Genomic DNA, 13067 nt, shown 5'->3' with positions numbered 1-13067 from the left:
CCTCACCCCTCTCCCTCTCCCGCCCAGCGGGCGAGGGGCTTTAACGCCATGGTTCTTGCGCAATACGTCGGTAAAACAGCAGCTCGCCCGCGTCCAGTGAAGTGAGCGAGGGGATTCATGTGGTGGTTTTCGCATGATTCATGGTCAATCCATGCGTGCTCCCCCTCGCCCGCGTTCAGTGGGAGAGCGGGTTGGGGGCTGAGGGAACGGAAATGCTTGCCAATCCAATAGCCTATAGCCTTTTGATTTTTATCGACTGCGCCGCCAGCCAATCAAGGCCCCGATACCAGCCAAGACACCGATGCCAACCAGAACCCACGGCAAAACGCTTGCTTGTTCGGCTGTGGTTTCGGTAACTGGAAGCACGGCCTCTGGAGTTGCGGTTGGCATATTGATACTCGGCTGTACTTTTGGCTCGGCAGTTTGATCGACTGGCAGCACGGTGGCGGTGGGACCGCCTGCCAAACTATAATTCGTCAGGGTGCTGACCAAATCAGTTAATGGCTGCGTTTGCTCGCGGCTTTGCTCACGATAACGTACCTGATCTTGCTCTACTTTCAGCGCACCATTATCGTAAAAGTTACTCGTTTGCCATGTCGCTGAGGCGCTCAGTTGATTTGGGTTGAGAAATAAGATCCATGTGCTACCTTCAGCAAAGCGATTGCCCTCAGCAAGCTCTGGCTTACATCCAGCATCATAGCCGATTATATGGTTGAGCACGCTTAATGGTTCGCCCGTAACCGAACCTTTGATCGGCGTATCGACGGTGAAAAAGGCCTGATCACCGTCGATGTTGCTAACTGTCGCCACTACAATCAGATCAGCTTGTTGGGTTAAGCTATCAAGAGTTGGTTCAATCATCGAGCATGCGGCAACTGGCGTTGCAGGCCACAAAACGACGATCAACCCAAGCATACAGCCCCATATCCAACGCATCGTCGCCTCCTTTCAATCAAGTAGCTCTCAACGGATTGAATTATTATTGTGCGCTACGGCTACGTCGCCAGCCAATCAAGGCTCCGATTGCAGCAACGACGGCTACGCCAACCAGCAGCCATGGCAACCAACTTGGGGCGCTGCTGCTGGAATTGGTTGCAGCTGGAGCAGCATCAACTGGAGCCGCAGGGTTAGCATTGCTATTGGGCAATGGTTCGACCAAAGCTGGGTCTGGGGTTGGCATAATTGCTGGCTCGACCGCAGGCTTGCCAGGCACAGGATCGACAATTTGATTTGGCGTAAGCCCACTAAAATTGGTCAATGTTTCGACCATATCGGGCAATGGCAGTTGCTGGGGTGCGCCTTGCTCGGTATAAATTACTTGATCTTGTTCAACTTTCAATGCGCCATAATCGCCAAAACTGGCGGTTTGCCAGGTAATATCAGGGTCGAGCGTGGTTGGCACAAGGAACAAAACCCAACGGCTGCCTTCGACAAAGCGATTGCCATCGCCCAAATTTGGCTGACAATCAGGGCCGTTGTGAATTTGATGGTTGAGCACATCGAGATCATTTTGAGGCAAGCTGCCTTTGATTGGCGTTTCAACGCTAAAGGTTGCTTGGCTGCCTTCAACCTTGGTAACAGTTGCGACAACGACCAGTTCAGCTTGTTGGGTCACACTATCAATCGTTGGTTCCATCATTTTACAGGCGGCAACTGGCGAAACGTGCCAAAGCGCTACACAAACTGCCACAAGGCCTAAAATTCGGCGCATTAGGAAACTCCATCTTGCTAATAGAGAAGTAAGGATTAGATTAAAGGCATAACGCTTATTGGCCCTGAGAAGTTCCCAGCGTTCGCTTGGCGCTAGGCTGGATGTGAGTGAATTCCACCGTGGATAGTTGGTCGCAAGCGTTGCGGCATGTGGTATCATTGAGTGCAGACGAATCAGCGCAGTGCTACTTTTGGAGGCAACCCGTGGCGGCGTTTCATGGCTTCTCAACTGAGAATCTCGTGCCGCTACCGGCAGAATTCTTTAGCGATGTTCTACCCTCGATCAGCAATTTGGCTGAGCTTAAAGTAACCCTGCATATCTTTTGGTTGGTAAGCCAGCAGCGCGGGCGGGCCAAACGGGTTTCATGGGATGCGTTATGCAACGATCCTGTGTTAGCCCAGGCCTTACGTAGCGTTTCGCAATTGCGCCCAACCAGCGATGTTTTAGAAGAGGCCTTGGGTTTGGCCGTTGAACGCAGCACATTGCTGCACTTAATTAGCCCAGAGCCTGGCCGCGTGGTCAGTTGGTATTTGATCAATACCCAAGCCAACCGCCATTGGGTCGAGCGCCAAGCAGGCCAACGGGTGCTTGCCCCCGAAGCTAGCCCCGCCGCCCAACCAACCATTTTTGGCCTATACGAAAAAAATATTGGCCTGCTCACGCCATTGCTGATTGAGCAATTGCACGAGGCCAGCGCCAAATATCCCGCTGAATGGCTCGCAGAAGCCATCACCAAAGCGGTTGAAGCCAATGTGCGCAATTGGCGCTACATTCGGCGCATACTAGAACGGTGGGAAACCGATGGAAAAGAATCTACGTCGCATCGATCCGAGCAGCTTTTCGATCTCAGCAAATATACCACGGGCAAATATGCCGCCCTCTTCGGAAGAAGCGGCGACTCCGATGGAGGAGATTTGTCCGATTTGTAAGGGCGCTGGCTATTTCTGCATGGATGTGCCGATTAACGACCCGAACTTTGGCCATTTGATTACCTGCCAATGCAAACTTGCCGAAAAAGAAGGCCGCCAACGTGATAAACTATGGCAACAAAGTAATTTGCAGGCCTTTGAATCGAAAACCTTTACAACCTTCAACGCGCATATCGTTGGGGTTAACGAAGCCTTTGGACGCGCCAAGGCGTTTGCTCAAGCACCAAAAGGGTGGTTGCTTTTAGTTGGTGGGTATGGCTGTGGCAAAACCCATCTTGCAGCCGCCATCGCCAACGAAGCAGTACGCCGCGAGTATCAGACGATCTTTATGGTCGTGCCCGATTTGCTCGATTATCTGCGCTCGACCTTTGGCCCAAGCTCCGAAGTAGCCTACGATGAGCGTTTTGAGAAAATTCGCAATATTCAGCTCTTGGTACTTGATGATTTAGGCGCAGAAAGTTCAACTGCTTGGGCGCGCGAAAAATTGTTCCAAATTATCAATCACCGTTATAATAATCACTTACCAACGGTTTTTACAACAAATGTCGATTTAGATAAGCTTGATCCACGGATTGCCTCGCGTTTATTAGATATCGAACTCTGTAGACAAACCGTAATCCAAGCGAAAGACTATCGACAAACAACACGTAACAATAACATTCGATACAAGTAAGATCGCCAACGGGCCGAGTGCGCAGCATTAATCCAGGCAACTGGTTGCAATATTGCCACTTATCCAACGAAGTTCTTCATCCTTGTGTCTGTGGGGGTTCGGATGGCAGGGAACCAAGCAATTTTTGACCGTGCGTTAGAACAATATCAGCTTGCATCACGTGCTGGCGATTGGAACAAGGCCTTAACTGAAGCCGCTCGCGCCATGACCGAATTTCCAACTCACGAGCAGGCACGGATGGCTGTCGCCACAGCCTTGTTTCATACCAATAAGTTGCCGCAATCGTTGCAATTATGGCAGGAATTGCTCAAACGCAATCCTGATAATCCAATTTTCAGCGAATATATCGCCAAGATTTATCGTGCTCAAGGCGACACCGATCAAGCGATTGATCTGTTTATGCAGTTGGCCGAGCGCTTGATCGCTCAAAAATTGCCGCTCAAGGCCGTCCGCGCCTACCGCGATATTTTGGAGATTCACCCCAGCCACGAAGAGGCACGGGTGCGCTTGGCCATGGTGCTGGCTGAATCAGGCGATAAGCCTGGCGCAATTCGCGAATATTTGCATTTGGGCCAGCAATTTTACGATGTTGAGCAATACGATGCCGCCGATGAAGCTGCGGTCGAAGCACTCAACGTCGACCCTGCCAGCCTCTCGGCCCAAGAATTCAAGAAGAAAGTCGATCTGGCTCGCCAAGCCTTAATTACGGCGGCAACCGGCGATCAATTGCCCGACCAAGGCCGCTTACAAACCAAAGAGCAAATCGAACGCGCGGTCAACGAGGCCATTGAATATCAAAATAATGGCTTGTTGGAGCAAGCAGCCCAAATGTATGAACGGGTGGTCGACGTGCTGCCCGAACGCGCCGACATGCAATATAGCTTGGGCTTAATCTACGATGAGCTTGAGCGCCACCAAGATGCCTTGCGCGTGCTCGACATTGCCAGCAACAACGATGAATATGCGCTCTCGGCCCACTTCGCGATTGGTACAATCTACCAAAAAATTGGCCAAATGGAACGCGCTGCCCAAGAGTTTGAGCAAGCGATTCGCTACGTCGATTTGCAATCGATTGGCAAAGAAGAAGCCAGCGATTTGATCGATATGTACGAAGCGACCTCGGCAATTTATCTTGAGCTTGGCGACGTAGCGCGGGCCGCCTCGTTGTATTCAACCTTGGCGGGCTTTTTGCAGGGCAAGCGTTGGGGCACAGAACAAGCAGCCCAATACAATGCCAAAGCCAAAGAATTGACCGACCGCAGCATGATGTCGAAATTGCGCATGCTTGGCACGGGCATTTTGAACGCGCCACCGCCAGAAGAGGCTGTGCCCGAACCACAGACCGAAACCTGGGGCAAGATGCCGTCGATCACCGATTTCCTCAGCCCCAAAAACCGCGTCGAAGCCAGCCCAATCGATGATATGGCCAGCCTTGAGGCCTTGATTAATAACAATACCAACCATCTAGCTCACTCGCCGCAAAGCTTGCTGACCGACATCGACCCGCTTGATGTGCTGGCTGCCAATTTGCCACCAGCCAGCGAAGTGCATTTTGCGCCGCTCACCCCAATCGATACCGAAGGCCGCAGCGAGCGCATTCAGCGCTTGGTCGAGGCCAGCGAATCGTTTACCGAGCAAAATTTCTTGTATGCTGCGCTCGATGCCTGCCACGAAATTATTCGCTACGATCTTGAATTTTATGCGATTCACTTGCGCATGGCCGAAATTCTCGAACGTTTGGGGCGCATGGATCAAGCTTTATCAAAGCTCAATTTGTTGATCGAAACCTACAAAGCCCGCGGCGAAACTCACAAGGCAATTGGGGTTTATCACAAATTAATTGATCTTTCTGCTGATAGCACGATTATTCGGGCTGAATTGGCTGAAGTGCTGCGCAAACAAGGCCGCAACGACGAAGCTGCCGAACAATTGGCCTACGTTGCCAACCAACAATTCCGCCAAGGCCAAACGGTCAAGGCGCTTGAGCAGTTTCGCAAGTTGCTTGAATGGGCACCTGATAACGTCAATTTGCGCGCTCAATATGGCCAAGTGCTGCTCAAGCTCGAACGCTGGGAAGCAGCCTTGGAAGAGTTCCGACGTGTCATTGTGCAAAAGCCCGATGATTTGGTGGTCATGGCCCAAGCCAATATTGCCTTGGCGATGATGGGCGAGTTTCCCGATGCAATTTGGGATTCGGTGGCGAGCTTGATGCAAAAGTTGGCCAACCATCCGCAGCAATTGAACGATGTGCAAGCAGAATATCGCTCGGTCACCTTGATTACCGATCGGGCAATTATTCAGTTTCTCTTGGGCTTAATTCAACAATCAACCAAGCAACATCAATCGGCAATGCACTCGTTCAATCAGGCGCTCGAATTGCTAGAAATTGATGCCGATCCCTTGGTTCCGCCAGTCTTGGTCTATCAAGCAATTGCCGATAGCTATATCGCCGAAGGCAACGCTGCTGGCTCGATTGAGCAGTTGCGCAAAATCGAGGCGATTCTAATTACTGGCACGGTGCCAGCGCTGAGCACCAAGCATGCCTTTGCCCAGCCCTTCAACGAGGGCGAGTTGCAACGCCGCTTGGCCGAAGCCTACGCCGCCAACGAGAACTTCGAAGGCGCAATTCAGGCCTTGCAACGGGTCAAGCAATTGTTGCCCTACGATCGCCAAGCCTACACCAAATTGGCCGACATCTACTTCCGCCAAGGGCGCTTGCCTGAGGCTTTGACCCAACTTGACGAGTTGGCAAGCTACTACGAAAGCCAAAGCCAGCTTGATCGTGCTTTGGAGATTTTGGCAACAGGCTTGCAGCTCGCACCCAAGAATATCCCAATCAAATCGCGTCATGCTCAAATGTTGATGCGGCGGGGCTATCTTGACGAGGGCTTGGCAGGCTTGGATGAACTGGCCGAACTGCAACGCAAGCAAGGCTTGGTCAAGGATGCAGTCGCCAGCATTCAGCAAGTAGCCGATGTCTATTGGACTTTGGGCAAGGTTGATAAGGCAGCCGAAATGTACAACAGAATTGTGCAGATTGCGCCTAACGACACCGAAGCCCGCCAACACTTGGTTAGCTTTAACATTCTCTCGTTGCGCACCAAAGATGCGGTAGTGCAATTGCGCGAAATTGCACGGCTCTCGATTCAGCAACGTAATTACGAAGAAGCAATCGCTTCATTTCACCAAGTGATTGCGCTCGACCAAAAAGATGCAGATGCCTACGAGCAGTTGGCCGATGTGCTGATGCGCGTCCAAGAGTATGGTCAAGCAGTGCGAACCTACAAACAATTGGCCAAATTGTTGCCCGATGACGAACGGGTTGAAGCGTTGCAAAGCGCCGCCCAACGGATGCTCGATCAGCAACAAGTTGCCAAGGGGTAAGATGCCCTCACCCCAACCCCTCTCCCGCCCAGCAGGAGAGGGGCTTTTTGTTGCTTGGTTTTGCCGTAGTTTCGGCAACAACCAAGTGGCGATTTTCCCTCACCCGCGGCCAATGCGCAAGACAATCCCCTCACCCCAACCTCTCTCCCGCCCAGCAGGAGAGGGGCTTTCATGCCGTGGTTCTTGCACAATTCGTCGGTAAAAACGGATACTCCCCCTCGCCCGCGTCTAGTGGGGGAGGGGGCTGGGGGGTGAGGGAACGCTCCACCGCCGACCAATCGCTCAAAACCTACACTTAAAGCGTTGAACGGACGAGGGGCTTTTGGTTGGTGGCTTTAGTGGCTCAAACGGTAGAGGCGCTCAGCAAATTCGACAATTAGGTCGTGGCTCACAATCGGTTTGCGCCATTCGGCGGGAATGCCAGCCTCGCCATAGTAGGCTCCGGCAATTTGGCCATAAATTGCGGCAGTGGTATCTGCATCGTGGCCAAGATTGGCCGCCATCAAACAGCCCTCGCGAAACGAATCGCTATGGGCAAAGGCCCACAAAGCAGCCTCAAGCGACCGCACGACATAGCCAGTGCCCTGAATTTCTGGTGGTTGGCGTTGCCAAAACGAGCCAGCGGCAATCTCGGCAATATCTGCTTGCAATGGTTGTTGCTGCCAATAATTGGCAATTGGGCTATAGTGCGGGGCCAGCAACGTCGCCTTATCAACGCCATTCAGCGCGCCAATTAATAAGCCTGCGAAATAGCGACATGCATCAAGCGCCGCCAACGCGCCATGAGTTGTTCGCGAGCTATCGACCGCCATCTGCATGGCCTGCTCTGGCTGGCTTGCGTAGGCCAAAACCACCGGAGCCAAACGCATCAACGAGCCATTGCCAGCAGTCGCAGGGTCGGTCGAGCCGCTATAGGGTTCGCCAGTGCGTTGAAAGCTACTGAGGGCATTGCCAACCGTAATCCCACAATCAAAACACGAGCCAGTGCTGCTCATATAGCCATAATCACGCCAACGGCAATAGCGCTGCATCTGATCAACAGCATCGAAGCCTTGGCGTTCGATCAAGCTGGCAGCAAGGCATAAGGCCATCGATGTATCGTCTGTCCACGCCCCAAGCGGCAAATTAAACGGTCCGCCGCCAACCATATCGGTCAAGAGCTTAAACGAGCCTGGTGGGCTAAATTCTACCGTCGTTCCAACTGCGTCGCCAACCGCCAACCCCAACAAACAGCCACGATAACGCTCAAGCATAGCTACCTCATCAACGTTGATGGATTCAATTGTAGTGCTACAACGGCTTCTGTCTATCAGTTCTCGATTGCAATCTTAGCAGCATTCATGCCAGATTCAAGCGGCTGCAACCAAGCCAAAAGTTGCTGATAGGCAGCTTGGTTGGCTAAAATGCCCAAATGATGGGTGCTATAGACAATTGCCTGGCGATCAGCAGGAATCTGCAAATCCAGATCTGGCTGATGCGCAGCCTGACCCAACGCACTAGCAACCGCCACCAAGCCATCGCCACGCAAGCTCGAATGCGCGGCTTTTTTGGCCGATCGCGTCGCCGCCAAGGCATAACAGGCAACATGCGCGGGCAACGCCACCCGATCAGGGCGTTGGCCAGGTTTTTCAAAACGATCAACGGCTGGCTGCTCGTGATCGACAAGCTTGCCATAGCGCAAATCGGTAATGCCTGCGCTGCGCAACCGAGCAATCTGGCCAAATAAAGCGCTATAGCGATTGCGCTCAAGCAGGTAGTGCAACCAAGCGCCATAGCGTTCTACCGCAGAACCATGGTGCGGCGTGGCCAGAAAAATCAGTTTGCTCAGCTTCTGAGGCCAGGTATGCCCCAGTTGCTGAGCATAGTAACAAGCGCTGCGCGCAACCAAACCGCCCATGCTATAGCCCAAGATCACAACTTCGGCAACGGGTACAGGCCAATTGGCAAGCAGTTGTTCAAGCAATTGGCTTAATTGCTGACCATTGCTGGCAATCGGCAAACCAGTGTTATAGCGCCCATGAATTGGGCTATAGCCTAAAGCTGCGGCGGCAGCCAAGCCATGATCATGGCCATGCTGTTTGAGTTGCTGCTCGTGCATACACACGCCATGCAGGTAGAGCAAAATTCGCAGTTGGGGCTGCTCGATTGCGGTTTGGAGCGCAGATTGTTCAAGGTCGAGTGGTTTTCCTGCCACGCGTAGGCTCATGCTGGTTTGTAGCGGGTTGTGGCTGGCCACGAGATAATCGCCTAAAACACCATTTAAGGCTGCCAGCAAGTCATCGCGTTGGCGAGATGATTCTGTTTGCGTCGCCGCAGCGCCAAATGCAGCCAAAATTGCCTCAAGGCCCTCGCCAACCAAGCGTGTGATCGTATGGATTTGGCGATAAACGAAGCCAGGAATCCCGCCAATGCGGCGGTTTGGGCGGCGCATAATTGTGGCAAACAAGCCTTCGCTGATATTGGTAATCTGAGTTGTAGCCTCAATTGCCAAGCGACTAATGCCTTGCAGATCGCTGCGCTGCAGATGAGCTTTGGGCATAACGCCTCCCTGCCTATGAGTAGGCTGTGATCAATGTTCAGGTAGATGAAATAGCTAAGGAGCAGAACTGGGAGCCAATCCAATCAACCATTACAGGTATTGTATAGCAGATACGCGAGCGCTGACGGCTTGTATGCTATACTATGTTAAGTTTCTTCGATCAATGTTGCGCCTGTTGCCTATGTTTAGGATGGTGCTATTTGCCCGCAAGCAGATCAGCAATGCAAGCTTCCTCGCTTAATCAACAACTCATGGATGCTCAAACCGAGCCACATGAGCCACAGCCAATTGATTTTTTGCTTCAGCGATACCCCACAATCCTATGAAATGAGGCCAGTCAATGCCCCCGAAAACCTATCTCCATACCCGCAGCCAGCGTTTGGCTGAGAATGCTGCGACCAACGAGCGGATGCTTGATGAACGTATTGCCCGCGTTGTCGCCACTGCCAATGCCGCAGAATCAGTCCGGCTCGCCGAGCTTTGCCCAAGTTGCCAGCGGGTAGCTTGCCAAACTCACCGGAGTTGTATGATTCGGTTTCGTGCCATCACTCAACATCGGCTGCGTCAAGAAGCTGAAGCAGCCGCCCGCTGGCCTGAAAGTCGCGATTTTCCACGCTAATCAGATACTTCAACCCCAATTCAGCGTGATAAGCATTGCCGTCACGCTGAATTATTTACTTCACAAAGCTGGGTTTGACAAGCATCAATGCTGACTCAACCTGCGCAGGGTTTGCTGAAATAGGTCTAAGCCCGCCGCAACAACTGTGGAATCGCCGCCAAAACCAAGCCGCACATGCTGGTGGTAGGCTGGGCCAAAGAATCCTCCAGGCACACAGCCAGTTAATGCAGCTACTTGCGAGATTTGGGCCACAGGTAGATTGAGGCTGGGGAAATAGCTACACCCAGCTTCAGGAAGCGCTCCACGCAGCAATTCGCGCTCAATTAATGGCTGAAGTGCAGCATGCACTATTTGACGATTGGCGGCAACATGGCGTTGAGCCTCCATCTGATAGGTTGGCAACTGTTCAATCACCATCGCGGCCAGATATTCGGTCAGCGGTGAACCAATATTAATCAAATCAAGATAGGCGGGGCGTAGTTGCTCAAGCATTGGTGGCGCTGCCATAATCCAGCCACAGCGCAGCATACTTAAGCCATAGACCTTCGCGAGGCTATTGATGCTAATCCATTGTTCGCCAAGCTCAGCAACGCTGCCAAATTCAGGCTGAGCCACCAAATGCCAATAAATTTCATCAACCACAATTGGCAGCGGCGCAAGGCCAAGCCTAGCAGTTGTTTGATTAAGGGTTTGCTGTAAAGCCAAGAGCTGGCTTTTACTACTTAAGTTGCCACTTGGATTATGCAAATTACTGAGCAGCACAAGCTTGGTGCGGGGAGTAATGCTAGTTGCGAGTTGCGCTAACTCAAATTCGAAGCTGATTGGATGGCGTTGGCAGGCGCTCCAGGTTGCGCCACGAGCCAAAACGCAACGCTGAAATGGCTCGTAGTGCGGAGTTTCGATTAAGGCATGGTCGCCTGGTTGCAACAAGGCTTGGCAGACGACCGCTAAAGCACTCGATGCTCCCGCCACAATTAATGGAGCATAGCTGCTGGTGTGCCAAGCCTGCAATGCCTGTTGGAGCCGTGGATGGCCCCAAGGATTGGCCTGTTGGGCAGCCTCGAACCAAGCAGGCTCGGCCAATTGCTGTTGAATCGCGTTGCGCACACTTGGCAAATAGACGCTGCTATTGCTTAATATTGCGCTTGCTGGCTGCTGTTTAGCCCATTCAAGGTAGCGTGGTTGGGGCATGCTACTTTTTGCTCTGAAGCATAGTTAAATCTTCAATTGCATCGGCGATAGTGGCATAGGTTTCGGGCAAGGCAGTATGCAAATCAAAATCAACAAACATATGCGCAGTTTTTGGCTGAATTCCAGTCAGAAACACTTTTGCGCCCAATACATAAATTGCTTGTACCAAACGCTGTAGGCCTTGAGCAAAATGCTGATCAACGCTGATCACGCCAGTAATATCCACCAAGACTGTTTGAATCCGCTCACGATGAATATGTTCAAGCACAATTTTTTGAATTTTGCTTAAACGTTCATCGGAAACATAGCCCAAAATCGGAATAACCACGGTATCGGCCAGAATTGGAATCGCCGGCGTTTCCAGTGTATCAATGACATCAAGCAGTTTTTGTTTTTCAAGGTTATCGTGGTGCAATTGTTCGTTGAGGACAATTTGATCAAAGCGGGCTTCTTCTGCATCGCGCGCACGTAAAAACGCTTCGTCTGAACTCTCTTCTAAACGCTTAACTGCCATATTAATAATAATTGCCGTAACAATCAACATACTCAATATCATAATGATTTGAATAATAAATGTAATAATTACGCTATCATCAAATTGATAGGCTTTAAACCATTGATTATAGTCGGCGATTGCCAAAAATATCGAAACAATAATTGATACGACTAGAGGATAAATTGTATACCGGAAACCTATCAAGATGGCACTAACAATAATCAAGACAATGGCAACTAAGGCCATAAACGATGGAAGATTAAACACAACTGCCAAAATTGCGCCTGATAAAATACCACTCATAACGAAGAAAAAGGCTCCACGCCGCGGGTAGCCACGCCGAATCCAGTATTGGCTGATGAGAATAATCGCGACTCCATTGATCGCAACCAAGGTCATAATCACAAACGGGAGTGTTCGGGCTTGGGGCAAGGCCAAGGCAATCAGCATCAGAACGCTGAGTGTGCTCGTCGACACGAGCATCGTGCCAAGAATTTGATTAAGCAGGAATTGCTGAATTTGGCGATACGATTGACCAATTGTTTTATCTGCTTCCATAAAAAGCTCCCAAGACCCTAGCAATGAGGATTGATGCTTGGCGCTATTATACTCTAGGGCTGGCAGCAATGATAGTTACCAATCTGGCAGCTTGATGACAAACTCGTTTTGCCGATTTTGAATCCTTTGAGCCAATTGGCGACTCTTATAGCTATAACAACAATGTAGCTATGAGGAATCACGCATGCTCTATCGCAAAAATCTGCCAAGCTGGGAACGTTGGGTGCGAAGCATTGTAGCCTTGGCCTTGGTTGGAGTGGCGCTGTGGCTAGCCCCAACAGCAATTGTTCAATGGCTGAGTATTATCAGTGCGCTTGTGCTGTTGGTCACAGGAATGGTTGGCTATTGCCCTGCATGCCATTTGATGGGCCGTAAACCACAATAAAACCCGAGGAGCACCCATGCTGCTAATCCAAGATTTAGTCGAACAAGCTCAGCAGGGCGATCACGTGGCCCTACAACAGCTCTTGCACCACTACCAACCAGATGTGACCCGCTTTGCGCGCCGCGTCTGTGCCACGCCAGAAGATGTCGAAGATGCGGTACAAGAGGCGTTGTGGATTGCCACCCGCAAGATCGGGGCATTACGCGTGGCAGGAGCATTTAGTCGTTGGTTATTTCAGGTTGTCAAACACGAATGCTATCGTTTAATGCGCCAACTACGAGGCAACACCAGCTTATCTGAGCAATTGGCGCTTAGCATGGCTCAAACTGATCAAAGCGAACTAAGCCATGATTTGGCGTTGGCAATCAGCAATTTAGCACCGCTTGATTGCCAAGTTTTGGTGCTACGCGATATTCAAGCCTTGACCACGCCAGAAGTTGCAGCCCAACTTGGCTTAAGTCAGGCGGCGGTCAAAAGTCGGTTGCATCGCGCACGGCAACAGCTGCGCCAAACCCTTACTGAGCAGTATTGCCTTGGTTAAAAAATTCAGCGCATAAATGTTGGTTTATGCGCTGAAGTAGT

General features: G+C 51.3%; 12 protein-coding genes. 6 read left to right on the top strand and 6 right to left on the bottom strand.

The genetic code is table 11. From position 1 onward, the window contains the following. Positions 1–249 precede the first annotated feature (249 nt). On the bottom strand, positions 250–936 hold the full coding sequence (locus JOD20_RS02085; RefSeq protein WP_204753685.1) for a hypothetical protein: 687 nt from the start codon (positions 934–936) through the stop codon (positions 250–252). Positions 937–979: 43 nt separating this feature from the next. Continuing rightward, the gene (locus JOD20_RS02080) at positions 980–1711 is read right to left on the bottom strand and encodes a YdgA family protein (protein ID WP_204753684.1); all 732 of its coding nucleotides are present in this window, start codon (positions 1709–1711) and stop codon (positions 980–982) included. 203 nt (positions 1712–1914) lie between these two features. On the opposite strand from JOD20_RS02080, the gene JOD20_RS26830 reads away from it, so the two are divergent. The 3 genes from JOD20_RS26830 (at position 1915) to JOD20_RS02070 (ending at position 6697) form a co-directional block, all read left to right on the top strand. After that, positions 1915–2640 (top strand): DnaD domain-containing protein, encoded by a 726-nt coding sequence (locus JOD20_RS26830; RefSeq protein ID WP_338034167.1) that lies wholly within the window; start codon positions 1915–1917, stop codon positions 2638–2640. Then, entirely contained in the window at positions 2615–3313 is a 699-nt protein-coding gene (locus tag JOD20_RS02075; protein ID WP_239583683.1) for an ATP-binding protein, read from the top strand. Before JOD20_RS26830 ends, JOD20_RS02075 begins: the two co-directional genes overlap by 26 nt. Positions 3314–3415: 102 nt before the next feature. Beyond that, positions 3416–6697: a tetratricopeptide repeat protein gene (locus JOD20_RS02070; protein WP_204753682.1), complete on the top strand. Its 3282-nt coding sequence runs from the start codon at positions 3416–3418 to the stop codon at positions 6695–6697. Positions 6698–7032: 335 nt separating this feature from the next. Here JOD20_RS02070 and JOD20_RS02065 read toward each other — a convergent pair whose 3' ends face one another. Continuing rightward, positions 7033–7950, bottom strand: a complete 918-nt coding sequence (locus tag JOD20_RS02065; RefSeq protein ID WP_204753681.1) for an ADP-ribosylglycohydrolase family protein — start codon at positions 7948–7950, stop codon at positions 7033–7035. Between the two features lie 56 nt (positions 7951–8006). Further along, positions 8007–9236, bottom strand: a complete 1230-nt coding sequence (locus JOD20_RS02060) for an esterase/lipase family protein (RefSeq protein ID WP_204753680.1) — start codon at positions 9234–9236, stop codon at positions 8007–8009. Positions 9237–9576: 340 nt separating this feature from the next. On the opposite strand from JOD20_RS02060, the gene JOD20_RS02055 reads away from it, so the two are divergent. Continuing rightward, positions 9577–9855, top strand: a complete 279-nt coding sequence (locus JOD20_RS02055; RefSeq protein WP_204753679.1) for a hypothetical protein — start codon at positions 9577–9579, stop codon at positions 9853–9855. A gap of 84 nt (positions 9856–9939) precedes the next feature. Here JOD20_RS02055 and JOD20_RS02050 read toward each other — a convergent pair whose 3' ends face one another. Both JOD20_RS02050 and JOD20_RS02045 read right to left on the bottom strand, forming a co-directional pair. After that, positions 9940–11046 carry a pyridoxal phosphate-dependent aminotransferase gene (locus JOD20_RS02050; protein WP_204753678.1) on the bottom strand — a complete coding sequence of 369 codons (1107 nt, stop codon included), beginning with the start codon at positions 11044–11046 and terminating at the stop codon, positions 9940–9942. Between the two features lies 1 nt (position 11047). Continuing rightward, on the bottom strand, positions 11048–12100 hold the full coding sequence (locus JOD20_RS02045; RefSeq protein ID WP_204753677.1) for an STAS domain-containing protein: 1053 nt from the start codon (positions 12098–12100) through the stop codon (positions 11048–11050). 184 nt (positions 12101–12284) lie between these two features. Between JOD20_RS02045 and JOD20_RS02040 the strand changes: the two genes are divergently transcribed. Next, positions 12285–12485, top strand: coding sequence for a YgaP family membrane protein (locus JOD20_RS02040; RefSeq protein ID WP_204753676.1), 201 nt, complete (start codon positions 12285–12287; stop codon positions 12483–12485). Between the two features lie 16 nt (positions 12486–12501). Continuing rightward, the gene (locus tag JOD20_RS02035; RefSeq protein WP_204753675.1) at positions 12502–13026 is read left to right on the top strand and encodes an RNA polymerase sigma factor; all 525 of its coding nucleotides are present in this window, start codon (positions 12502–12504) and stop codon (positions 13024–13026) included. The last annotated feature ends 41 nt before the right edge of the window (positions 13027–13067 follow it).

The sequence above is a fragment of the Herpetosiphon giganteus genome (assembly GCF_016907925.1).
Lineage (GTDB): Bacteria > Chloroflexota > Chloroflexia > Chloroflexales > Herpetosiphonaceae > Herpetosiphon > Herpetosiphon giganteus.
Note: the sequence above shows the minus strand (reverse complement) of the source record. Positions and strands in the feature narration are given on the sequence as shown.

Bases quoted from the DNA above. Each gene is read 5' to 3' on its own strand.
- JOD20_RS02085 (WP_204753685.1), bottom strand. From the start codon at position 936: ATGCGTTGGATATGGGGCTGTATGCTTGGGTTGATCGTCGTTTTGTGG.
- JOD20_RS02080 (WP_204753684.1), bottom strand. From the start codon at position 1,711: ATGCGCCGAATTTTAGGCCTTGTGGCAGTTTGTGTAGCGCTTTGGCAC.
- JOD20_RS02075 (WP_239583683.1), top strand. From the start codon at position 2,615: ATGGAGGAGATTTGTCCGATTTGTAAGGGCGCTGGCTATTTCTGCATG.
- JOD20_RS02070 (WP_204753682.1), top strand. From the start codon at position 3,416: ATGGCAGGGAACCAAGCAATTTTTGACCGTGCGTTAGAACAATATCAG.
- JOD20_RS02065 (WP_204753681.1), bottom strand. From the start codon at position 7,950: ATGCTTGAGCGTTATCGTGGCTGTTTGTTGGGGTTGGCGGTTGGCGAC.
- JOD20_RS02060 (WP_204753680.1), bottom strand. From the start codon at position 9,236: ATGCCCAAAGCTCATCTGCAGCGCAGCGATCTGCAAGGCATTAGTCGC.
- JOD20_RS02055 (WP_204753679.1), top strand. From the start codon at position 9,577: ATGCCCCCGAAAACCTATCTCCATACCCGCAGCCAGCGTTTGGCTGAG.
- JOD20_RS02050 (WP_204753678.1), bottom strand. From the start codon at position 11,046: ATGCCCCAACCACGCTACCTTGAATGGGCTAAACAGCAGCCAGCAAGC.
- JOD20_RS02045 (WP_204753677.1), bottom strand. From the start codon at position 12,100: ATGGAAGCAGATAAAACAATTGGTCAATCGTATCGCCAAATTCAGCAA.
- JOD20_RS02040 (WP_204753676.1), top strand. From the start codon at position 12,285: ATGCTCTATCGCAAAAATCTGCCAAGCTGGGAACGTTGGGTGCGAAGC.
- JOD20_RS02035 (WP_204753675.1), top strand. From the start codon at position 12,502: ATGCTGCTAATCCAAGATTTAGTCGAACAAGCTCAGCAGGGCGATCAC.